This window comes from Streptomyces sp. NPDC087215 (assembly GCF_044744885.1).
Classification (GTDB): Bacteria; Actinomycetota; Actinomycetes; order Streptomycetales; family Streptomycetaceae; genus Streptomyces.
Map to the genome: position 1 here is coordinate 129,150 of NZ_JBIUZD010000007.1, position 22,808 is coordinate 151,957.

Consider the following 22,808-nt stretch of genomic DNA (forward strand, 5'->3'; position numbering starts at 1 on the left):
GGACTAGCATGAGGAATCGGGGTGGGTGGCGTGACAACGGCTCTACCAGGCATCGGTACCCTCTGACCCGTGAGCGACGCCGGGCCCTACCCCACGGGGCCCGATTTCAAATTCAGCGAGGAGCGAACCGCGTGACCGCCGAAACGTCCGTGCCGTCCAGTGCGCTGCTGACCGCAGACCGTGACGCTTCCAACTACACCGCGCGGCACCTGCTCGTACTCGAAGGGCTCGAAGCGGTCCGCAAGCGCCCCGGTATGTACATCGGGTCGACCGACAGCCGCGGCCTGATGCACTGCATCTGGGAGATCATCGACAACTCCGTCGACGAGGCCCTCGGAGGCTTCTGCGACCACATCGACGTCGTCCTCCACGACGACGGCTCCGTCGAGGTCCGGGACAACGGCCGTGGCATCCCGGTCGACGTCGAGCCGAAGACCGGCCTCTCCGGTGTCGAGGTCGTCATGACCAAACTGCACGCCGGCGGCAAGTTCGGCGGCGGGTCGTACGCGGCCTCCGGCGGTCTGCACGGTGTCGGCGCCTCCGTGGTCAACGCCCTGTCGGCGCGCCTCGACGTCGAGGTCGACCGGAACAGCGCCACCCACACCATCAGCTTCCGCCGCGGCGTCCCCGGAGTCTTCACCGAGCAGGGCCCCGACAGCCCCTTCGACCCGGGCAACGGCCTTCGCAAGAGCAAGCGCGTACCCAAGAACCGCACCGGCACGCGCGTGCGCTACTGGGCCGACCGGCAGATCTTCCTCAAGGACGCCAAGCTGTCCCTGGAGACGCTGTACCAGCGCGCCCGGCAGACGGCCTTCCTCGTGCCCGGCCTCACCATCGTCGTCCGCGACGAGCGGGACCTCGCGGGCATCGGCAAGAGCGAGGAGACGTTCCGCTTCGACGGCGGCATCAGCGAGTTCTGCGAGTACCTCGCGCAGGACAAGGCCGTCTGCGACATCCAGCGCCTCACCGGACAGGGCACGTTCAAGGAGACCGTGCCCGTCCTCGACGAGCGCGGGCACATGACCCCGACCGAGGTCACCCGTGAGCTGGCCGTCGACATCGCCCTCCGCTGGGGCACCGGCTACGACACCGCGGTCAAGTCCTTCGTCAACATCATCGCCACCCCCAAGGGCGGCACCCACGTCTCGGGCTTCGAGCAGGCCGTCACCAAGACCGTGAACGAGGTGCTGCGCTCCGCCAAGATGCTGCGCGTCGCCGAGGACGACATCGTCAAGGACGACGCCCTCGAAGGGCTCACGGCCGTAGTGACGGTCCGCCTCGCCGAGCCGCAGTTCGAGGGCCAGACCAAGGAGGTCCTCGGTACGTCCGCCGCCCGGCGGATCGTGGCGAACGTGGTCGCCAAGGAACTGAAGGCCTTCCTCACCTCGACCAAGCGGGACGCCAAGGCGCAGGCCCGCGCCGTCCTGGAGAAGGCCGTCGCGGCGGCCCGCACCCGGATCGCGGCGCGCCAGCACAAGGACGCGCAGCGCCGGAAGACCGCGCTGGAGTCCTCCTCGCTCCCGGCGAAGCTGGCCGACTGTCGCAGCGACGACGTGGAGCGCAGCGAGCTCTTCATCGTCGAGGGCGACTCCGCCCTCGGTACGGCCAAGCTTGCCCGCAACAGCGAGTTCCAGGCGCTCCTGCCGATCCGGGGCAAGATCCTCAACGTGCAGAAGTCGTCCGTCTCGGACATGCTCAAGAACGCCGAGTGCGGCGCGATCATCCAGGTCATAGGAGCGGGCTCGGGCCGCACCTTCGACATCGACGCGGCCCGTTACGGGAAGATCGTCCTCCTGGTCGACGCCGACGTCGACGGCGCGCACATCCGCTGCCTGTTGCTGACGCTCTTCCAGCGGTACATGCGGCCCATGGTCGAGGCCGGGCGCGTCTTCGCCGCCGTGCCCCCGCTGCACCGCATCGAGCTCGTCCAGCCCAAGAAGGGCCAGGACAAGTACGTCTACACGTACTCGGACAACGAGCTGCGGCAGACCATGCTGGAGTTCCAGCGCAAGGGGGTCCGCTACAAGGACTCCATCCAGCGGTACAAGGGCCTCGGAGAGATGGACGCCGACCAGCTCGCGGAGACCACGATGGACCCCCGCCACCGCACCCTGCGCCGGATCAACATCGGCGATCTGGACGCGGCGGAGCAGGTCTTCGACCTCCTGATGGGCAATGACGTGGCGCCCCGCAAGGAGTTCATCACCGGCTCGGCGGCCACTCTCGACCGCTCGCGCATCGACGCCTGAGGCCTCCACCCGTGGGTGGATCCGGACGCTCCACCCACGGGCCGATCACACCGCAGTCGACCCTCCGTAGCATGGTGATGACGGAGGGGGACGGATCATGGTGGAAACGCTCGACCGGGAATCGACGGGGAACGGGCTGGTCAAAGGGGCTCTCTGGGGGGCCTGGCCGTCGCGCGAGGCGCTCACCCGGGTCGGGGTGCCCCGAGGGCGCATCGTCCTCGACCACTTCCTGATCGCGGCCCTGAGCGTCTGGGTGCTGGCCGGCTGCTACACCTCGGGGGCGTTCGACGGCTGGTACGCGCTGGTGCCTCCGATCGCCTTCGGGCTCTGCGTGGTGGCGGCGCTCGGCTACCACCACACGACCCTTGACCACCGGGCGGCGTCGTCGCTGGGTCTGCTCGCGGTCATGGCCCTCTGTGGTCTGGGGGCCTATACGGCCGGAGCGCCGACGTCGGCGACCGTGTTGTGGATAGTCGTCTCGGTCATGGCGATGGAACGGCTGCCGCTCCGGATGGGCCTGGCCGCCGTGGCGGTGCTCGTCACCGGCTTCGTCGAGGCCGACGAGACCGGACTGCTCGGTGCGGGCGTCACCACGGCGGCCGTGCTCCTCGCGGGGTACTCGCTCCGGCTGGACGCCCAGGCCAGAGGTGCGGGGTTCCAGCTGCTGGCCCAGGAACGGCTCGCCCGGGAGGCCGAGGCCGCGTCGGCGGCCCTCGCCGAGCGGGCCAGGATCGCCAGAGAGATACACGACGTGCTTGCCCACAGCCTCTCCGCGCAGATGGTGCACCTGGAGGTCGCCCGGCTCAAGATCGAGTCGGGGGCGGAGCGGGCCGAGATACTCAAGCTCGTGACCTCCGCGCGCGCCATGGCCAGGGAGGGCCTCGCGGAGACCCGTCACGCCCTGTCCGCGCTACGCGGGGACATGGTGCCGGTCGAGGACTACCTGCGTGACCTGGCGCGGGAGGGCCGGACCCTGGTCGAGGTCACGGGGGAGCACCGGGAACTGCCCGCCGAGGCCTCCCAGGCGGTACGGCGGGTGGCCCAGGAAGCCCTCACCAATGTGCGCAAACACGCCCCCGGGGCCCGTACGAGGATCCTGCTCGCCTATGAGACGGACCGGATCTCCCTGGAGATACGCGATTCAGGGCCGCCGCCTACGGTGACGGCCGACGAGGACGGAGGCAGGCGTGACGGGGACGGGGATGACGGGGGCGGGCTCGGGCTCGGTTCCTCCGGCTCCGGGTACGGGCTGCGCGGTATGAGGGAGCGCGCCGAACTGCTCGGAGGCAGTCTGGACGCGGGGCCCGAGGGAGCCGGGTTCGCGGTGCGGCTGCGGGTACCGGCATGAGCGCCACGGAGCGGACCGACAGTGGCCGGGCGGAGACGCCCGGACGGGAGGGCGCGGACGTCCCCGCACTGCGGGTGGTTGTCGCCGACGACCAGGCCGTCGTGCGGGAGGGGATCGTGATGCTGCTGGGGTTGCTCCCCGGGGTGGAGGTCGTGGGGGCGGCACGGGACGGCGAGGAGGCCGTCGCGCTCACCGCCGAGGTCAAGCCCGACGTGGTCCTGATGGACCTGCGGATGCCCCGGTGCGACGGGGTCGAGGCCACCCGCAGGATCCATGAGGGGCACCCGGGGACGGAGGTCGTCGTGCTCACCACGTACGCCGACGACGACTCGCTGTTCCCCGCGCTGCGGGCCGGTGCGCGGGGCTATCTCACCAAGGACGCGGGAGGAGAGGAGATTCTGCGGGCGCTGCGGGACGTGACCGACGGGCGGGCCGGGCTCTCGCCCACCGTGCAGCGGCGGCTGATCGAGCAGCTCCTGGAGGCCCCGGCGGGGCCGTCCGTTCCACGGGCGGAAGGGCTCACCGAACGGGAGACGGAGGTGATCGCGCTGGTCGCGGACGGACTTTCCAATCAGGAGATCGCGAGCAGACTGCGGATCTCGACGGCGACCGTGAAGACCCACATCAACAATCTCTTCGCGAAGACCGGAGTGCGGGACCGGGCGCAGGCGGTGCGATACGCATATCAGCACGGTCTGGTCAGGCCCCCTGGGGGATGAGTCACCTGATGGGGTGAAGACGGAGGGGAGAAGAGTCCGGGATGTTCCCGCTCTGTCCATCCTTGGCACGCGGCCGAAACGGTTCGCTGACAAGGAGAGTTGGTCGGTGGAGCAGGTGGACGAACAGGAGGGGCTCGACGCTTCGGCGGTACGGGTCGAGGACACCCCCTGGCACGAGGCGGCGCCCCCCGGCCGGGGCGCGTTGTCAGACGGCACCGGGATGCCCGGCGCGGTCGGTCCGGGACGACCGGACACGGTGCCGGGGCAGCGGGTCCACAGTGCGGCGGAGATCTATCTGGAGGTCCAGCGGAGCCCCGCCTTCCAGGAAGTCCGGGGCCGCTACCGAAGGTTCGTCTTTCCGGCGACCGCCGCGTTCCTCCTCTGGTACCTCGCCTATGTGGTGGCGGCGACCGTCGCGCCGGGGCTGATGGCCCGGCCGCTCGTCGGAGTGGTGAACGTGGCGATGGCCGCCGGACTCGGACAGTTCCTCACCACCTTCCTGCTGACCTGGGCCTACGCGCGGCACGCACGGCTCCGCAGGGACTGGGCCGCGCTCCAACTGCGCTGGGACACACAGGAGATGACGAGAGGAGCGACGCGGTCGTGATCCGTGACCACCAGACCCTGGCGATCGTGCTGTTCAGTGTCTTCGTCGCCGTCACGCTGGGCATCACCACCTGGGTGAGCCGACACCGGCACGGCTCGGTGGAGGAGTTCTACGCGGGGGGCAGGCTGTTCTCCCCTCTGGAGAACGGGTTCGCCATCGCGGGCGACTACATGTCGGCCGCCTCGTTCCTCGGGATCTCCGGGCTGATCGCGCTCTACGGCTACGACGGGATGCTCTACTCCGTCGGGTTCCTCGTCGCCTGGCTGGTCGTGCTGCTGCTCGTGGCTGAACTCGTGCGGAACTGCGGACGGTTCACGCTCGCCGACGTCGTCGCCGCGCGGATGGCCGAACGGCCGGTGCGGATCGCCGCAGGAACGTCCTCGGTGGCCGTCTCCGTGCTCTATCTCGTCGCCCAGATGGTGGGCGCGGGAAGCCTGGTCGCGCTGCTCCTCGGCGGGACCGGCGAGGCTGCCCGGTCCTGGACGGTCGTCGGTGTGGGCGCGCTGATGGTGATCTACGTGTCGCTCGGCGGTATGCGGGCCACCACCTGGATCCAGATCGTCAAGGCGGTCCTGCTCATGGCGGGGACGATCGCGCTCACCGTCCTCGTCCTGCTCCGCTTCCACGGCGACGTGAACCAGCTGCTGTCCACCGCCGCCGAACGCAGCGGCCACGGAATCGACTTCCTCGCACCGGGACTGCGCTACGGCGGGGACTGGACGGCCCGGCTGGACTTCATCAGCCTCGGGCTCGCCCTGGTGCTCGGCACGGCCGGGCTGCCGCACATCCTGTCCCGCTTCTACACCGTGCCCACCGCGCGGGCCGCCCGCCGGTCGGTCGTCTGGTCCATCGGGCTCATCGGGAGCTTCTACCTGATGACCATCGTGCTCGGCTTCGGGGCGGCGGCCCTGATCGGCTCCGACGAGGTCCGCGCGTCCAACGCGTCGGGCAACACGGCTGTACCCCTGCTCGCCCTCGACCTCGGCGGGGGAGCGGGGTCCACCGGTGGCGCCGTGCTCTTCGCGGTGGTGGCCGCCGTCGCGTTCGCCACCATCCTCGCGGTCGTCGCGGGGATCACCCTCGCCTCCTCGGCCTCGGTGGCCCACGACCTCTACGCCTCGCTGCGTCGGCGGCACGGGAAGCCGTACCGCGAGGTGACCGTGGCGCGGTTCGCGGCGGCGGGCATCGGCGCCGCCGCCATCGGTCTCGGACTGCTCGCCCGTGACCTCAACGTGGCCTTCCTCGTCGGCCTGGCCTTCGCGGTGGCCGCCTCCGCCAATCTGCCGGTGCTGCTCTACTCGCTGTTCTGGCGGAAGTTCACCACCCGGGGCGCGGTCTCCTCGGTGTACGGCGGGCTGATTCCCGCCGTACTGCTCGTGCTGTTCTCGCCGGTGGTCTCCGGCAGCCCCGAATCGCTGTTCCCCGGTGCGGACTTCCACTTGTTCCCGCTCCAGAACCCCGGGCTGGTCTCGATCCCGCTCGGATTCCTCGCGGGCTGGATCGGGACGGTCCTGTCGCCGGAGCCGCCCGACGAGGCACGGCACGCCGAGACCGAGGTGAGGTCGCTGACCGGAGCGGGGGCCGTCTGACGGGCCCGGCCATGCCGTCGGCCATCCGGTCACGCCACCCGTGGACCACCCGGCAGGGCAGGCGCGCCAGCCCCATGGCACCCGGTCGGGCCCGCCGCCTCCGGCCCGTGGAATACCCGTTCCCGTCAGGCGTGGGCCCGTTTCAGCCGGTGGCGGGTGGGGAGGCGGCCCAGGCGTACCGGTGTTCGGGGCGGCCCGTCTCGCCGTATCGGAGCGAGAGACGCACCCGGCCGGTGCGTTCGAGGAGCTTCAGATAGCGCTGGGCCGTCTGTCGGCTGACGCCCGCGCGTTCGGCTATCTCCTGCGCGGAGAGCGGGCCCTCGGCGGCGAGGAGGACCTGCCGGACCAGTTCCGCCGTGGTGGGGGAGTGCCCCTTGGGCAGGTCGGGGGCGACGGAGCCCGCCGACAGGACACCGAAGATCCGGTCCACCTCGGCCTGCTCCGCCTCGCCGCCGCTCTCCAGGGTCCGGCGGAGCGTCGCGTACGCCTCCAGTTTGGCGCGCAGCCCGGCGAAGTTGAAGGGTTTCACCAGGTACTGCAGGGCGCCGTGCCGCATCGCCGCCTGCACGGTGGCGACGTCACGGGCCGCCGTCACCATGATCACGTCGCACTGGTGTCCGCGCGCGCGGAGCTCCCGTACGGCGGCGAGTCCGTTCTCGTCCGGCAGGTAGTGGTCGAGGAGGATCAGGTCCACCGGCTGACCGTCGAGGGCGGCGAGCGCCTCTGCGGTGGAGTGGGCGGTGGCGGCGACCCGGAAGCCGGGCGTCTTGGTGACATAGGCGGCGTTGATCCGGGCGACCAGTACGTCGTCGTCCACCACGAGCACGTCGATCATCGTGTCTCCTCCACGGGCCCCGTCGCCGCGCCGTCGGGCCAGGTGGCCTGTCCGGTCGGGGCGTCCGGGGCGTTCGGATCGATCAGGGTGCCGGGCCGGGGCAGACCGTGCGGCCGGTTCGGGTCGGCCGGGTCGACCCGGTCGGTCGGGGAGTACCGCCCGGCCAGGGAGCGATATCCGGTCAGAGGGTCGTGCGCGGTCGGAGAGTGACGCCCGGTCCGGGAGTCGGGTTCGGTCAGGACGTCCGGGAGGACGACGGTGAACGCGGCTCCGCCGTCGGGCCCGTCGGTCACCCCGGCGGAGCCGCCCCGCCGCTCCGCCAGCCGACGGACCAGGGGCAGCCCGATGCCCCGCTTGCCGTGGGACGGGAGGGCCTTCGTCGTCCAGCCCTCGGTGAAGATCAGCTCCCGGTGCTCCGCCGGGACGCCCGGACCACTGTCCGTGACCCGCAGCACGACCGTACGGCCCTCGGCGCGGAAGGCGATGTCGATCCGGGCGTCATGGGTGCCCGCGACGGCGTCCAGGGCGTTGTCGACCAGATTGCCGACGACGGTGACCAGCTCGCGGGGCTCGACGAGCCGGTCGGGCAGCAGCGCGTCGGGGGTGAGGCGCAGGGAGACGCCCCGCTCGGCGGCGACGGTGCCCTTGCCGACCAGGAGCGCCGCGAGCAGCGGATCGTGGACCTTCTCCGTGACCTGCTCGGCGGTGGCCCGGTGCACCCCGACCACCTCGGTGACGAACTCGACGGCCTCCTCGTGCATCTCCAGTTCGAGGAGGCCGAGAAGGGTGTGCATTCGGTTGGCGTGCTCATGATCCTGGGCGCGGAGGGCGTCGATCAGGCCCCGGGTGGAGTCCAGCTCGCGTCCGAGCCGTTCCAGTTCGGTGCGGTCGCGGAGGGTCGCCACCGCGCCGCCGTCGTCCGTCGGCATCCGGTTGGCGATCAGCACCCGCTGCCCCCGTACCGTGAGCAGGTCCTCGCCCGTCACCCGGCCCGCGAGGACATCGGCGGTACGGCCGTCGCCGAGGAGTTCGTCGAGTGGCCGTCCCGCCGCCTCGGGGCCGAGCCCGAGCAGTCGCTGGGCCTCGTCGTTCATGAGCCGTACCGAGCCGCGCTTGTCCAGGGCGACGACCCCCTCGCGGATGCCGTGCAGCATCGCCTCGCGCTCCGCGAGCAGTGCGGAGATGTCGGAGAAGGCCAGGTCATGGGTCTGCCGCTGGAGGCGCCGGGAGATCAGATACGCGGCCAGGGCGCCGACGGCGAGCGCCCCGCCCGCGTAGGCCAGAAGCCCGGGAACGGCGGCCACGACCCGGTCGCGGACGCTCTCGTACGCGATGCCGACCGAGACCGCCCCGACGATCCGCCCGTCCGCGTCGCGCAGCGGCATCTTGCCGCGCGCGGAACGGCCCAGGGTGCCGCTGTCGATCTCCATCACCTCGTGCCCGGCGAGGACGTCGCTCGGGTCGGTGGAGACGAGCCGGCCGATCTCACCGGGGTCGGTGTGCGACCAGCGCACCCCCCGGGTGTCCATGACCACGACGTACTCGGCTCCGGTGGCGTTCCGGATGCGTTCGGCCTCCCTCTGCACCGGGCCGAGCGCGGACGCCGGTGTGCCGGTCAGGTCGGCGGCGAGCCGGGGAGACGCGGTGGTCCCGGCGATGGCCAGGGCCCTTCGCATCGCCTGGTCGTCGAGCAGGGCGCTCAACGGCGCCAGGAAGAGTCCCGTCGCGAGCACGGTCACACCGGTGGCGATGAACAACTGCATCAGCAGGACCTGCGAGAACACCCGCCGGGGCCAGCCGAACCGCCGTGGGCGCGTCCGGGGGCGCGGAGGGGTGGTCTGTGCGGGGCTCATGCCGGAAACGGTAAGCGGACGCGCCCCGGGACCGGAAACGCGTCCGAGGCGGAACGGCGGCGCGGGGCGGAGATACGGGTCACAAAACCCGCCCTGTCGGGAGGTGGGCCCGGGGGCGAGAGCGGGGTTCCGGGCCGGTTCCGGGCGGAGCGGGGCGGGTGCCGCGTTCGGCCGGGAGCCGGGAGCCGGGAGTACGGCCCCTGGGCGGTGAGCAGGGTCTCTGGGGCGAGGAGCGGAGCCCCTGGCCGGTTCGGAGCCAGCCCGAGGCAGTCGTACGTCCCTCGGAAGCCAGCCCGGACGCCGGGCCGGAAGGCGGAGGAGGCCCCCGGGAGCGAGGGGCCTGTCAGGCCCGTCAGCCCGTCAGTACGTGCGGGCCTTGTACCTACTGGCGGGAAGCGGGCCGAGAGGGCGGGGGGCGGGCAGGAGGCTCCGGAAGCGGGGGCCGGACCTTCAGGCCAGGGAGGCCTTGGTTCTACCGGCCTGGACCGGCTTGGACACCGGCCTGGACCGGCTTGGACACCGGCTTGGACACCGGCTTGGACACCGGCCTGGACCGGCTTGGACACCGGCTTGGACACCGGCCTGGACCGGCGAGGACTGGCCTGGACCGGCCCGAGGCAGCTGAATTCCTTCGGGTGGTCCCGCCCTCTCTTTGGGCGGGACGCCCGAGAGGCGGGGGCGGCCGTGGCCCGCTCGCCGGACCGCCACAAGTCCGATGCGCGGCCCGGGGCCGCGCGGTGTGGCGGCCTCCGGTCGGACCGGGTGGAGTCCGGCTCCGACCGGCGTGCCCGGACCAGGGGCGCGGGAGCCGTGGGCGGGCGGTGCCTATGGTGGAGCCTTCCCACGGACGTGGGGCACGCACGCAGGAAACCGGAGGCACGTCCCTTGAGTACGCAGCAGATCCCCGTCGTCGTTCTGGCCGGGTTCCTCGGCGCGGGGAAGACCACGCTCCTCAACCATCTGCTGCGCAGCGCCCGGGGCACCCGTATCGGCGTGATGGTCAACGACTTCGGCGACATCGGCATCGACGCCATGAGCGTCGCCGGGCAGGTCGGTTCCACGGTCTCCCTCGGCAACGGCTGTCTGTGCTGCGCGGTCGACGCGAGCGAGCTCGACGAGTACCTGGAGGTGCTCACCCGCCCCGAGTCCCGGCTCGATGTGATCGTGATCGAGGCGAGCGGCCTCGCCGAACCCCAGGAACTGGTCCGCATGGTCCTGGCCAGCGACAACACCCGGATCGTCTACGGCGGGCTCGTCCAGGTCGTCGACGCGGCCGAGTTCTCCGCCACGCGGCAGCGGCACCCCGAGACCGACCGGCACCTGCCGATCGCCGACTTCGTGGTGGTGAACAAGGCCGACCGGGTCACCGGGGCCGAGCTGCGGGCCGTCCACCGGACGGTCGGCGAACTGGCGGGCAGGGCCGTGGTGGTCGAGGCCACGCACGGGCGGATCGACCCCGAGCTGCTCTTCGACCGGGTGGTCCCGGACGGGGAGATCGAGGGCCAGATGTCCATCGAGGACATCCTGTACGGCACGGACGGCGACGACGGTCCGCACGCCCACCCGCACACCGCGTACGAGACGGTCTCGCTGAGCGCCGCGCGACCGCTCCATCCGCGTCGGCTGATGGCCTTCCTCGACGGACGGCCCGAGGGCCTCTACCGGATCAAGGGCTTCGTCGACTTCGGCACCGCCGACCCGGACAACCGCTACACCGTGCACGCGGTCGGCCGCTTCCTGCGCTTCTACCCGGAGCGGTGGCCCGAGGGCGAGGAGCGGCTCACCCAGCTCGTCCTGATCGGCTCGGGCGTCGACGCGGCCGCCCTGCGCAAGGAACTCGCGGCCTGCGAGCTCGACGGGCCGGGGGACGCCCCCGACGAGCACAGCATGTGGGGCGTCCTGCGGTACGTGCCGCAGACGGAGGAGGAACCGGAGACCCGCGACTGAGGCGGGACCGCAGGTCCCCCACCGAGGCGGAGCAGGACGCCCGCCACCGTGGCGGGGCCGGACACCGCGCCCGAGGCCGGGCAGCGGATCCGTACCCCCGGCAGGGCCGGACACCGCCACCGTGGCGGGGCCGTGGAGCCGGAGAGCGGCACCCCGTCCGGGGGCCGCACTCCGGCTCCCGTCAGCTCGCCGGGCCCGCCACCACGTCCACCGGCTGGGCGAGCGGCGTGCCCGAACCGTCGCGGCGCGGGTCCGTCTCGGGCAGCGCCACCGGGGCGCCACTCTTCTGCGCGGCACGGGCCGGGGTGGCGCCCGCCCAGGCCAGGATCAGCAGGTCCTCGCCCTTCAGGAAGCGCTGGCAACGCACGCCGCCGGTCGCACGGCCCTTGCGCGGGTACTGGTCGAAGGGCGTCAGCTTCGCCGACGTACCCGCCGAGGAGTCCAGGGTCCCCGTGGCGCCCGCGACGGTGAAGACCACGGCTTCCGTCGCCGGATCGACGGCGGAGAACGCGATCACGTCCGCGCCCGCCGTCAGCTTGACGCCCGCCATGCCACCGGCGGGGCGGCCCTGCGGCCGTACCTGCGCGGCCGGGTAGCGCAGCAGCTGGGCGTCGGAGGTGATGAACACCAGGTCCTCCTCGCCGGTCCGCAGCTCGGTCGCGCCGACGATCCGGTCACCGTCCTTGAGGGTGATGACCTCCAGCTCGTCCTTGTTGGCCGGATAGTCCGGGACCACCCGCTTGACCACGCCCTGGAGCGTGCCGAGGGCGAGGCCCTGCGAGGACTCGTCGAGCGTGGTGAGGCAGACCACGGTCTCGTCCGCCGCCAGGGACAGGAACTCGGAGAGCGGCGCGCCGCCCGCCAGGTTCGGGGTGGCCGCCGTGTCCGGCAGCCTCGGCAGATCGATCACCGAGAGCCGCAGCAGCCGTCCGGCCGAGGTCACCGCGCCGATGTCGCCGCGCTGGGTGGCGGCCACCGACGACAGGATCAGGTCGTGCTTGGCGCGGGGCGCGTCCGGGTCCACCGGAGGCAGCTCCGCCGTCGCCGTGCGCGCCAGGAGCCCGGTGGAGGACAGCAGCACCCGGCACGGGTCGTCCGCGACCTCCAGGGACACCGCCGTGACCGGGGCGCCGGCCGATTCGAGCAGGACCGTGCGCCGGTCCGTGGCGAACTTCTTGGTGACCGAGGCCAGTTCCGCCGAGACCAGCTTGCGCAGCTCCGCGTCCGAGTCCAGGATCCCGGTCAGCTCGTCGATCTCGCCGTTGAGCCGGTCGCGCTCGGACTCCAGCTCGACGCGGTCGAACTTGGTGAGACGGCGCAGCGGGGTGTCCAGGATGTACTGCGTCTGGATCTCGCTCAGCGAGAAGCGCTCCATCAGGCGCTCCTTGGCCTGCGCCGAGTTCTCGCTGTCCCGGATCAGCCGGATGACCTCGTCGATGTCGAGGAGCGCGACGAGCAGGCCCTCCACCAGGTGGAGCCGGTCGCGCTTCTTGCCGCGACGGAACTCGGAGCGCCGCCGGACCACCTCGAAGCGGTGGTCGAGATAGACCTCCAGGAGTTCCTTGAGGCCGAGGGTGAGGGGCTGTCCGTCGACCAGCGCCACGTTGTTGATGCCGAAGGACTCCTCCATCGGCGTCAGCTTGTAGAGCTGTTCGAGGACGGCCTCGGGCACGAAGCCGTTCTTGATCTCGATGACGAGACGCAGGCCGTGGGTGCGGTCGGTCAGGTCCTTGACGTCCGCGATGCCCTGGAGCCTCTTGGAGCCGACCAGGTCCTTGATCTTGGAGATGACCTTCTCGGGGCCGACCGTGAAGGGCAGCTCGGTCACGACGATGCCCTTGCGGCGCGCCGTGACGGTCTCCACGCTGGTCGTGGCGCGGATCTTGAAGGTCCCGCGGCCCGTCTCGTACGCGTCCTTGATGCCGGACAGGCCGACGATCCGGCCTCCGGTCGGCAGGTCGGGGCCGGGCACGAAACGCATCAGCGTCTCCAGGTCGGCACCGGGGTGGCGGATCAGGTGGCGGGCGGCGGCGACGACCTCGCCGAGGTTGTGCGGGGGCATGTTCGTCGCCATGCCGACCGCGATTCCCGAAGCGCCGTTGACCAGCAGGTTCGGATAGGCGGCGGGCAGGGCGACCGGCTCCCGCTCCTGTCCGTCGTAGTTCGGGCTGAAGTCGACCGTGTCCTCGTCGATGGACTCGGTCATCAGGAGTGCGGCGGGCGCCATCCGCGACTCGGTGTACCGCATGGCGGCCGGCGGGTCGTCGTTGCCGAGGGAACCGAAGTTCCCGTGGCCGTCGACGAGGGGCAGCCGCATGGAGAACGGCTGTGCCATGCGGACCATGGCGTCGTAGATGGAGGCGTCGCCGTGCGGATGCAGCTTGCCCATCACCTCGCCGACGACCCGGGCGCACTTGACGAAGCCGCGCTCGGGCCTGAGCCCCATCTCGTTCATCTGGAACACGATGCGGCGCTGAACGGGCTTCATGCCGTCGCGGGCGTCGGGCAGGGCGCGCGAGTAGATCACCGAGTACGCGTACTCGAGGAAGGAGCCCTGCATCTCGTCGACGACGTCGATGTCGAGGATTCGCTCCTCGAACGCGTCGTCCGGCGGCGGTGTCTTCGTGCTGCGGCGGGCCATCGCGGCTGCGGCTCCTTCACCAACAAGGTTGATCTGACGCGGACCATTGTGGACCGTGCCACCGACAACGCCGACCGCGACCCGGACGAGGGACATCTCGAACGGGCGGGAACTTCGCCAGGTGTCGGCGCGCTTGCATACAGTGGCAGGACCTTTTCACATCGCGATCGAAGGGACGTACATGCCCATGGGTCACACGGCCACGGCCGAGGCCGGCTCCGGCGGGCTGACGGCGACCGAGCACCGGCTGCCGAACGGTCTGCGCGTGGTGCTGTCCGAGGACCACCTGACCCCGGTCGCCGCGGTCTGCCTCTGGTACGACGTCGGCTCGCGCCACGAGGTCGAGGGCCGCACGGGCCTCGCCCACCTCTTCGAGCACCTCATGTTCCAGGGCTCGAAGCAGGTCCACGGCAACGGGCACTTCGAGCTGGTGCAGGGCGCGGGCGGTTCGCTCAACGGCACGACGAGCTTCGAGCGCACCAACTACTTCGAGACCATGCCCACCCACCAGCTGGAGCTCGCGCTCTGGCTGGAGGCCGACCGCATGGGCTCGCTGCTCGCCGCCCTGGACGACGAGTCCATGGAGAACCAGCGGGACGTCGTCAAGAACGAGCGCCGCCAGCGCTACGACAACGTGCCGTACGGCACGGCCTTCGAGAAGCTGGTCGCCCTCGCGTACCCGGAGGGCCACCCCTACCACCACACGCCGATCGGTTCCATGGAGGACCTCGACGCGGCCACCCTGGAGGACGCGCGGAACTTCTTCCGCACGTACTACGCCCCGAACAACGCGGTGCTGTCCGTGGTCGGAGACATCGACCCGGAGCAGACCCTCGCCTGGATCGAGAAGTACTTCGGCTCGATCCCGTCCCACGACGGCAAGCGGCCGCCGCGCGACGGTTCGCTGCCCGAGGTCATCGGCGGGCAGCTGCGCGAGGTCGTCGAGGAGGAGGTCCCGGCGCGCGCGCTGATGGCCGCCTACCGGCTGCCGCACGACGGCACGCGCGCGTGCGACGCGGCCGACCTGGCGCTGACCGTGCTCGGCGGCGGCGAGTCCTCGCGGCTGCACAACCGGCTGGTCCGCCGCGACCGCACGGCCGTCGCCGCGGGCTTCGGTCTGCTGCGGCTCGCCGGTGCTCCCTCCCTCGGCTGGCTGGACGTCAAGACCTCCGGGGGCGTCGAGGTCCCCCGGATCGAGGCGGCCGTCGACGAGGAGCTGGCCCGGTTCGCCGCCGAGGGTCCGACGCCCGAGGAGATGGAGCGCGCCCAGGCCCAGTTGGAGCGCGAGTGGCTGGACCGGCTCGGCACCGTCGCGGGCCGTGCCGACGAACTGTGCCGCTTCGCGGTGCTCTTCGGCGACCCGCAGCTCGCCCTGACGGCGGTGGACCGCGTCCTCGACGTCACGGCCGAGGAGGTCCGGGCCGCCGCCGCGGCCGCCCTGCGCCCCGACAACCGCGCGGTGCTCGTCTACGAGCCCCTGGCGACCGAACAGAGCGACAGCGACGAGGAAGAGGGGGCGGACCAGTGACCGACGCTGCCGCGTCTTTGACGAGCATGGACTTCCACCCCCGGCCCGCCCCCGGCGTGGCCCGGCCCTGGGCCTTCCCGGCCCCGGACCGCAGCACCCTGGACAACGGTCTGACGCTGCTCACCAGTCACCGTCCCGGCCAGCAGGTGGTGGCTGTGGAGGTCTTCCTGCCCGCCCCGCTGGACGCCGAGCCGGCCGGTCTCGACGGCGTCGCGACCATCATGGCCCGCGCGCTCTCCGAGGGCACGGACCAGCACGGCGCCGAGGAGTTCGCGGCCGAGCTGGAGCGCTGCGGCGCCACGCTCGACGCGCACGCGGACCACCCGGGCGTACGGGTCTCCCTGGAGGTTCCCGTCTCCCGGCTGTCCAAGGCGCTCGGGCTGCTCGCCGAGGCGCTGATCGCCCCGGCGTTCCTGGACACCGAGGTCGAGCGGCTGGTGCGCAACCGGCTGGACGAGATCCCGCACGAGTCGGCCAACCCGGGCCGCCGCGCCGCGAAGCAGCTCTCCAAGGAGCTGTTCCCGGCCGAGTCCCGGCTGTCCCGGCCGCGCCAGGGCACCGAGGAGACCGTCGAGGGGATCGACGCCGCCGCGGTCCGCGCCTTCTACGAGGCGCACGTCCGGCCCGCCACCGCCACCGCCGTGGTCGTCGGCGACCTGACGGGCATCGACCTGGACAAGGTCCTCGCCGAGACGCTGGGCGCCTGGACCGGCGAGCGGGCGGAGCCGCTGCCGATGCCGCCGATCACCGCCGACGACACCGGACGGGTCGTCGTCGTCGACCGTCCCGGCGCCGTCCAGACCCAGTTGCTGATCGGCCGGATCGGCCCCGACCGGCACGCGCGTGTCTGGCCCGCGCAGGTCCTGGGCGCGTACTGCCTCGGTGGCACGCTCACCTCGCGGCTCGACCGGGTCCTGCGCGAGGAGAAGGGCTACACGTACGGCGTGCGGGCCTTCGGGCAGGTGCTCCGTTCCGACGCGGGGGGCAACGGCGCCTCGATGCTCGGCATCAGCGGTTCCGTGGACACCCCCAACACCGGTCCGGCCCTCGAAGACCTGTGGAAGGTGCTGCGGACGCTGGCCGCCGAGGGGCTCACCGACGCGGAGCGCGAGACGGCCGTGCAGAACCTGGTGGGGGTGGCGCCGCTCCGGTACGAGACGGCCGCCTCGGTCGCCGGGACGCTCGCCGACCAGGTCGAGCAGCACCTCCCGGACGACTACCAGGCCCAGTTGTACGCGCGGCTCGCCGAGACCGGCACCGTCGAGGCGACGGCCGCCGTGGTCAGCGCCTTCCCGGTGGACCGGCTCGTCACCGTGCTGGTGGGTGACGCGGCGGTGATCGCGGAGCCCGTACGGGCGCTCGGCATCGGTGAAGTGACGGTCGTGACGGGCTGATTCAGGCCCGCTCCACCCCCGATCCGGCAGGGAGAACCCCGACGGCACCGCCCGTCGGGGTTCTCTTTTTGTCCGTATTGACGGAAAGAATGACTGTATGCCCTGTGGTAAGTCTTACAAAAATCGCGTCCAGTTGGTGATCGACAGGCGATCCGCATAGCGTCGGTGCGGCTGTTCGTCAGTTGCACCCGCCGCACCCGCGGCATCGGACAGTCATCGCCGAGTCCCCGTCAGGCGCGAGCCTGGGGAGCCGGGGACCCATACGTAGTCCCTGGGGTGAATCGGACGCCTTCGCCGTGCGGAGGGGCCCGTAGGAGACCTTCCTGCTCCGAACCCGTCAGCTAACCCGGTAGGCGAGAAGGAAGGAAAGGACCAGCCACTTCATGGCGTTCACCCGTGCCACCGGGAAGCACCGTGCTCCGAGCCGGACGGCGCGCCGCGGCGCGGGCTTCGCCGGAGCGGCGACGCTCGCCACCACCGGCGTCATCGGAACCCTCGCCTCCCCGGCGCTCGCCGCCGACGCGGAGCCCCGTTCCCCCGAGGACACCGGCCTCACCCGGGTGATCACCGAGGAGTCCCTCGTGGACCGCCTCAACGCCCAGGCGGCCGCCCAGGAGCGGCAGGCCTTCGAAGCCGTCGCCAAGGCGAAGGCGCAGGCCGAGGCGAAGCGCAAGGCCGAGGCCCGCGCCAAGGAGATCCGCGAGGCCGAGGAGCGCGCCGCCCGCGACGCCGAGCGACGCCGTCTGGCCTCCTTCCAGCTCCCCGTCGCCGGGACCTACGTGTCGACCGGCTACAAGACCGGCGGCTCCCTGTGGTCCTCCGGCAGCCACTCCGGCATCGACTTCCACGCCGCCTACGGCAGCACGGTCGTCTCCGTCGGCTCCGGCACCGTCGTCGAGGCGGGCTGGGGCGGCGCGTACGGCAACAACATCGTCATCCGGATGCACGACGGCACGTACACCCAGTACGGCCACCTGTCCTCCATCGGCGTCCACATCGGCCAGACCGTCGAGCCGGGCCAGCGGATCGGCGTCTCCGGCTCGTCCGGCAACTCGACCGGCCCCCACCTGCACTTCGAGGCGCGCACCAGCGCCGACTACGGCTCCGACATCAGCCCGGTCTCGTATCTGCGCGCCCGAGGCGTCCAGGTCTGACCCGGGCGTCCGCGCCGCGACCGCCAGGACGCGGCGCGGACCGCACGTCGCAAAAGCCCCGGCTCGTACAGAGCCGGGGCTTTTCCCATGGCCGTTCCGGTCGGCATGTTCCGGTGGGGCATCGGAAATTCCGGCGTACTGCAATAGAGTCGCGGAGAGTGCGCGAGAAAAGCGCCGCTCGAATTGTCTCGAAGCGACCAAGGCGGAGGTCGGACATGCGCATTCCCGCGCACTCGGTGTGCACGGCGATCCGGGACGACATCGTTTCCGGGGTCTTCGGGCGGGGGAGCCGGCTCACCGAGGACCAGCTCGCCCGCCGTTACGGGGTCTCCCGCGTCCCGGTCCGCGAAGCCCTGCGCACCCTGGAGTCGGAGGGCTTCGTCGTCACCCGCAGACACGCGGGCGCGCAGGTCGCCGAGCCCACCGAGCGGGAGGCCGCCGATCTGCTCGACATGCGGGCGCTCCTCGAACCGCTGGGGGCCGCACGGGCCGCCCAGCGGCGCACGGAGGCCCATCTCAAGGTCCTCAGGGGGCTGGTGAGGCTGGGGCGGGAGCGGGCCGCGCACGGCCAGGTCGAGGATCTGCGCGCGCTGGGGGGCTGGTTCCACGAGACGCTCGCACAGGCTTCCGGGAGTCCGCCGCTGACGACGCTGCTGACCCAGCTCCGGCACAAGATCGCCTGGATGTACCTGGTCGACGGGCCGGAGCGGCCGGTGGAGGCCTGGGACGCGTACGGCGCGATCGTGGACGCGGTGGCGCGCGGAGACGCCGAGCGGGCGCGGACGCTGACGGCCCTGCACGCGGAGCGCTCGCGTCCGCTGCACCGGCTCAAGCGGCCGGACCGGGGGCGCGTGAGGGTTTCGCAACATGCCGTCAACACGGCGAGTGCCCGGAATTAACGCGGGCGCCCTACAAAAGGGAGAGGAATTCCGTCCGGGGAATTTCGTGCCGGGGATTGGCCGGGCGGGTTCGCCCGGAGCGTTCGGTCTGCCGTGTTCCGGGTGCGCTGTCCGGCGTTTCGAGTTTCGCCCGCACTGTTCGACCCGCCGGATCTCGTGGCGCCCGGCGCCGTCTTTTCCGTCCGCCGTCCGCCGGGGACGGCCGACGCTCTCCCGGAGCCTCCGCGGGCCGGGCGGGCGCCCGTGGAGCGTGGGACGAGATCCCGGACGGAGCCGGAGCCGGAGGCGTACGACGCGAGAGTCGGACAGCGTGGGCCGGACAGTGAGAGCCGGACAGTACGAGGGCCGGGCGGCATGTGAGCCCGGCAGTGCGAGAGGCCGGACCGGGCGGGAGGCGCAGGGACGACACGGGGGACAGGGACGACACGGGGGACAGGGACGACGCGAGAGGCCGTGCCCACCGGATCTCCGGCGGGCACGGCCTCTCGTCGTACGGAGTGCCGCCCCGGGTCAGACGGTCTCGGGGAGCTCGTCCAGACCCTCGGCGACCAGCTTCGCCAGGCGCTCGAGCGCGGCCTCGGCGCCCTCGGCCTCGGACGCCAGGACGACCTCCTCGCCGCCCTGCGCGCCCAGACCGAGCACCGCGAGCATGGAGGCGGCGTTCACGGGGCTGCCGTCGGACTTGGCGATCGTCACCGGAACGCCGGAAGCCGTGGCGGCACGGACGAAGATGGACGCGGGGCGGGCGTGCAGGCCCTCGGCCCAGCCGACGTTGACGCGGCGCTCAGCCATGGTGTTGCCCTTCAAGTCTCAAGCGGTTGTCTAGACCAGTCTCTCACGGGTTGTTCCGCGCGCGCACCGACCTTGGGCCCGGATCGGACCGGTCTTTCGGCCCTTCGCGGGGTGCCCGGCACGTTCCCCACCTTGCACGGCCGTCCCCCGCCGCGCGACCGGTGCCACCGGCGTGTCGCGGCCGTAGGCTGACCTCATGCACAGCGCGTCGGAGCAGTCGGAAGCGGCGGACCAGCCGACACCACCGGCGCGTCCGGGGCCCCCGGACCACAGCTACCCCGACCACTGGGAAGCGGACGTGGTGCTCCGCGACGGCGGCACCGCGCGCATCCGGCCCATCACCGCCGAGGACGCCGACCGGCTGGTCAGCTTCTACGAGCAGGTCTCGGACGAGTCCAAGTACTACCGCTTCTTCGCCCCCTACCCGAGGCTCTCCGCCAAGGACGTCCACCGTTTCACGCATCACGACTTCGTGGACCGGGTGGGCCTCGCGGCGACCGTGGGCGGCGAGTTCATCGCCACCGTGCGCTACGACCGCATCGACGACCGGGGACTGCCCGCCTCAGGCTCCGCCGACGAGGCGGAGGTAGCCTTCCTCGTCCAGGACGCCCACCAGGGACGCGGGGTCGCCTCCGCCCTGCTCGAACACATCGCGGCCGTCGCCCGCGAACGCGGCATCAGGCGCTTCGCCGCCGAGGTGCTCCCCGCCAACACCAAGATGATCAAGGTGTTCACGGACGCGGGCTACACCCAGAAGCGCAGCTTCGAGGACGGCTCCGTACGGCTCCACCTCGACCTCGAACCGACCGACCGCTCCCTCGCCGTCCAGCGCGCCCGCGAGCAGCGGGCCGAGGCCCGCTCCGTACAGCGCCTCCTCACCCCCCGCTCCGTCGCCGTCGTCGGCACCGGCCGGGCACCCGGCGGCGTCGGCCGGACGGTGCTCCGCAACCTCCTGGGCACCGGATTCACCGGACGGGTGTACGCGGTCAACGCCGCGCTCACCGGGACGGCCGACGGGCCCGCCTCGCTCGACGGCGTCCCCGCCCACCCCTCCGTCGGCGCCATCGGCGAACCCGTCGACCTCGCGATCGTCGCCGTGCCCGCCGAACGGGTGCCGGAGGTCGTCGCGGACTGCGGCGAACACGGCGTTCGCGGTCTCGTCGTCCTCTCCGCCGGTTACGCCGAGAGCGGGCCGGACGGACGGGAGCGGCAGCGCGCCCTGGTCCGGCAGGCCCGCTCGTACGGGATGCGGATCATCGGCCCCAACGCCTTCGGGATCATCAACACCGCCGCCGACGTCCGCCTCGACGCCTCCCTCGCCCCGCAGATGCCCGCCGCCGGACGCATCGGGCTCTTCACCCAGTCCGGCGCCATCGGCATCGCGCTCCTCGCCGGGCTCCACCGGCGCGGCGCGGGCCTCTCCTCCTTCATCTCGGCCGGCAACCGCGCCGACGTCTCCGGCAACGACTTCCTCCAGTACGGGTACGACGATCCCGGCACCGATGTCGTCCTCCTCTATCTGGAGTCCATCGGCAACCCCCGGAAGTTCACCCGGCTCGCCCGCCGCACCGCCGCCGTCAAGCCGGTCGTCGTCGTCAAGGGCGCCCGGCACAGCGGCAGCGCCCCGCCCGGCCACCGGGTCCCCGTCACCCGCATACCCCACGCCACGGTCTCCGCGCTGCTCCGCCAGGCGGGTGTCATCCGGGTCGACACCGTCACCGAACTGGTGGACGCCGGACTGCTGCTCGCCGCCCAGCCGCTGCCCGCCGGGCCCCGGGTCACGATCCTCGGCAACTCCGAGTCGCTCGGCCTCCTCACGTACGACGCGTGCCTCACGGAGGGGCTGCGGCCCCTGCGGCCGCTCGACCTGACCACGGGGGCGGTGCCCGCCGACTTCCGCGACGCGCTCGCGGCGGCGCTCGCCGACGAGGCCTCGGACGCGGTCGTCGTCACCGCGATCCCCCGGGTGGGGGAGGACGGGGCCCCCGAGTTCGGCGACGGCGAGGTCCTCGCCGCCGCCCTGCGCGAGGCCGTCGCCTCCGCGCCCCTCCCCGCCAAGCCGGTCGTCGTCGTGCACGTCGAGATGGGCGGTCTCGCGGAGGCCCTGGCGGTCGCGACCAGCACCCGCCCGACGGCTCCGGGCCGCCCCACCGGGACCGCGCCGGACCCCCGCCCGGCCGGAACGCCCCCCGGCCGGGCAGCCGCACCGGACCGGGACCAGGGCGGTGACCGGAACCAAGGCGGTGACCGGAACCAAGGCGGCACGGGCACGCCCACCACCACGCCCACCACCGTCACACCCGCCACCACCACCGGCACCCTCCAGGAAGCCCCCGCGCCGGACGGTCCCGCCGCCGTTCCGGCCATCCCCGCGTACCCGGCCGCCGAGCGGGCCGTACGGGCCCTGGCCGAGGCCGTGCGGTACGGGCAGTGGCGGCGGCAGGCCGCCGAGCCCGGACGGGTGCCCGAGTACGACGACATCGACGAGGCGGGGGCCGCCGCCCTCGTCGAGCGGCTGCTCGGCGGCGCCGAGGCCGACGCCCGGGGTGTGACCCTCGACACCCGGCAGGCCGGTGAACTCCTCGCCCGGTACGGCATTGCCGTCCGCCCGGCCCTGCCCGCGCCCACCCCCGACGCCGCCGCCGCGGCCGCCGCCCGCCTCGGCTACCCGGTGGCCCTCAAGACGACCGCTCCGCATCTGCGCCACCGCCCCGACCTGGGCGGAGTCCGGCTGGACCTGGCGACCGAGGGACAGCTCAGGACCGCGTACGCCGAGCTGACCGAGGTCCTCGGCCGGGCGGCCGAGCTCCAGCCGGTCGTCCAGGCCATGGCACCCCGGGGCGTGGACACCGTGGTCCGCGCCGCCATCGACCCGGCGGTCGGCGCCGTCCTCTCCTTCGGCCTGGCGGGCGCCGCCTCCGAACTGCTGGGCGACGTCGCCCACCGGCTGGTCCCGGCCACCGACCGGGACGTCGCCGAGCAGGTCCGTTCCCTGCGCACCGCACCCCTGCTCTTCGGCTGGCGCGGGGCCGCGCCCGTCGACACCCCGGCCCTCGAAGAGGTGCTGCTGAGGGTCTCCCGGCTCGTCGACGCCCACCCCGAGGTGGTCGCCGTCTCCCTGGAGCCGGTGGTCGTGGCACCGCACGGCCTCTCCGTCCTCGGCGCCACCGTGCGGCTGGCCCCACCGGCCCCCCGCACCGACCTCGGCCCCCGCAGCCTGCCGAGGTACTGAGGGACCTGAGGGGCCCCCACC

At 72.4% G+C, this 22,808-nt stretch carries 15 protein-coding genes and 1 riboswitch; of the genes, 11 read left to right on the plus strand and 4 right to left on the minus strand.

Annotated features, from left to right (window positions below):
* Positions 1 to 131 precede the first annotated feature (131 nt).
* From ACIO92_RS20105 to ACIO92_RS20125, 5 genes are all read left to right on the plus strand, one after another.
* The gene (locus ACIO92_RS20105; RefSeq protein ID WP_366444259.1) at positions 132 to 2,249 is read left to right on the plus strand and encodes a DNA topoisomerase IV subunit B; all 2,118 of its coding nucleotides are present in this window, start codon (positions 132 to 134) and stop codon (positions 2,247 to 2,249) included.
* 97 nt (positions 2,250 to 2,346) lie between these two features.
* The gene (locus ACIO92_RS20110; RefSeq protein WP_366444260.1) at positions 2,347 to 3,597 is read left to right on the plus strand and encodes a histidine kinase; all 1,251 of its coding nucleotides are present in this window, start codon (positions 2,347 to 2,349) and stop codon (positions 3,595 to 3,597) included.
* On the plus strand, positions 3,594 to 4,316 hold the full coding sequence (locus ACIO92_RS20115) for a response regulator transcription factor (RefSeq protein WP_366444261.1): 723 nt from the start codon (positions 3,594 to 3,596) through the stop codon (positions 4,314 to 4,316). The genes ACIO92_RS20110 and ACIO92_RS20115 overlap by 4 nt, the downstream gene beginning before the upstream one ends.
* Before the next feature lie 106 nt (positions 4,317 to 4,422).
* Complete coding sequence (locus ACIO92_RS20120; RefSeq protein ID WP_402282625.1) at positions 4,423 to 4,923, plus strand: DUF485 domain-containing protein; 501 nt, start codon at positions 4,423 to 4,425, stop codon at positions 4,921 to 4,923.
* Positions 4,920 to 6,512 carry a cation acetate symporter gene (locus ACIO92_RS20125; protein WP_402282623.1) on the plus strand — a complete coding sequence of 531 codons (1,593 nt, stop codon included), beginning with the start codon at positions 4,920 to 4,922 and terminating at the stop codon, positions 6,510 to 6,512. The genes ACIO92_RS20120 and ACIO92_RS20125 overlap by 4 nt, the downstream gene beginning before the upstream one ends.
* A gap of 142 nt (positions 6,513 to 6,654) precedes the next feature.
* Here the strand turns inward: ACIO92_RS20125 and ACIO92_RS20130 are convergent, their stop codons facing one another.
* The gene (locus ACIO92_RS20130; RefSeq protein WP_366444264.1) at positions 6,655 to 7,347 is read right to left on the minus strand and encodes a response regulator; all 693 of its coding nucleotides are present in this window, start codon (positions 7,345 to 7,347) and stop codon (positions 6,655 to 6,657) included.
* A complete protein-coding gene (locus ACIO92_RS20135) occupies positions 7,344 to 9,200 on the minus strand; it encodes a sensor histidine kinase (protein ID WP_366444265.1) in 1,857 nt (618 codons plus the stop codon). Before ACIO92_RS20135 ends, ACIO92_RS20130 begins: the two co-directional genes overlap by 4 nt.
* Positions 9,201 to 10,085: 885 nt before the next feature.
* Between ACIO92_RS20135 and ACIO92_RS20140 the strand changes: the two genes are divergently transcribed.
* On the plus strand, positions 10,086 to 11,147 hold the full coding sequence (locus ACIO92_RS20140) for a CobW family GTP-binding protein (protein WP_402282620.1): 1,062 nt from the start codon (positions 10,086 to 10,088) through the stop codon (positions 11,145 to 11,147).
* 181 nt (positions 11,148 to 11,328) lie between these two features.
* Here ACIO92_RS20140 and ACIO92_RS20145 read toward each other — a convergent pair whose 3' ends face one another.
* On the minus strand, positions 11,329 to 13,788 hold the full coding sequence (locus ACIO92_RS20145) for a DNA topoisomerase (ATP-hydrolyzing) subunit A (protein WP_402282618.1): 2,460 nt from the start codon (positions 13,786 to 13,788) through the stop codon (positions 11,329 to 11,331).
* Positions 13,789 to 13,969: 181 nt separating this feature from the next.
* On the opposite strand from ACIO92_RS20145, the gene ACIO92_RS20150 reads away from it, so the two are divergent.
* The 4 genes from ACIO92_RS20150 (at position 13,970) to ACIO92_RS20165 (ending at position 18,763) form a co-directional block, all read left to right on the plus strand.
* A complete protein-coding gene (locus ACIO92_RS20150) occupies positions 13,970 to 15,316 on the plus strand; it encodes a pitrilysin family protein (RefSeq protein ID WP_366444268.1) in 1,347 nt (448 codons plus the stop codon).
* 26 nt (positions 15,317 to 15,342) lie between these two features.
* The gene (locus ACIO92_RS20155) at positions 15,343 to 16,710 is read left to right on the plus strand and encodes a pitrilysin family protein (protein WP_366444284.1); all 1,368 of its coding nucleotides are present in this window, start codon (positions 15,343 to 15,345) and stop codon (positions 16,708 to 16,710) included.
* A 207-nt stretch (positions 16,711 to 16,917) separates the two neighbouring features.
* A riboswitch (cyclic di-AMP (ydaO/yuaA leader) is annotated at positions 16,918 to 17,081 on the plus strand.
* A 12-nt stretch (positions 17,082 to 17,093) separates the two neighbouring features.
* Complete coding sequence (locus ACIO92_RS20160) at positions 17,094 to 17,864, plus strand: M23 family metallopeptidase (RefSeq protein WP_366444269.1); 771 nt, start codon at positions 17,094 to 17,096, stop codon at positions 17,862 to 17,864.
* A 215-nt stretch (positions 17,865 to 18,079) separates the two neighbouring features.
* A complete protein-coding gene (locus ACIO92_RS20165; RefSeq protein ID WP_366444270.1) occupies positions 18,080 to 18,763 on the plus strand; it encodes a GntR family transcriptional regulator in 684 nt (227 codons plus the stop codon).
* A 510-nt stretch (positions 18,764 to 19,273) separates the two neighbouring features.
* On the opposite strand, the gene ACIO92_RS20170 is transcribed toward ACIO92_RS20165, so the two are convergent.
* Positions 19,274 to 19,555, minus strand: coding sequence for an HPr family phosphocarrier protein (locus ACIO92_RS20170; RefSeq protein WP_366444271.1), 282 nt, complete (start codon positions 19,553 to 19,555; stop codon positions 19,274 to 19,276).
* Positions 19,556 to 19,751: 196 nt separating this feature from the next.
* On the opposite strand from ACIO92_RS20170, the gene ACIO92_RS20175 reads away from it, so the two are divergent.
* Positions 19,752 to 22,787, plus strand: coding sequence for a GNAT family N-acetyltransferase (locus tag ACIO92_RS20175; protein ID WP_402282615.1), 3,036 nt, complete (start codon positions 19,752 to 19,754; stop codon positions 22,785 to 22,787).
* Positions 22,788 to 22,808: the final 21 nt, after the last annotated feature.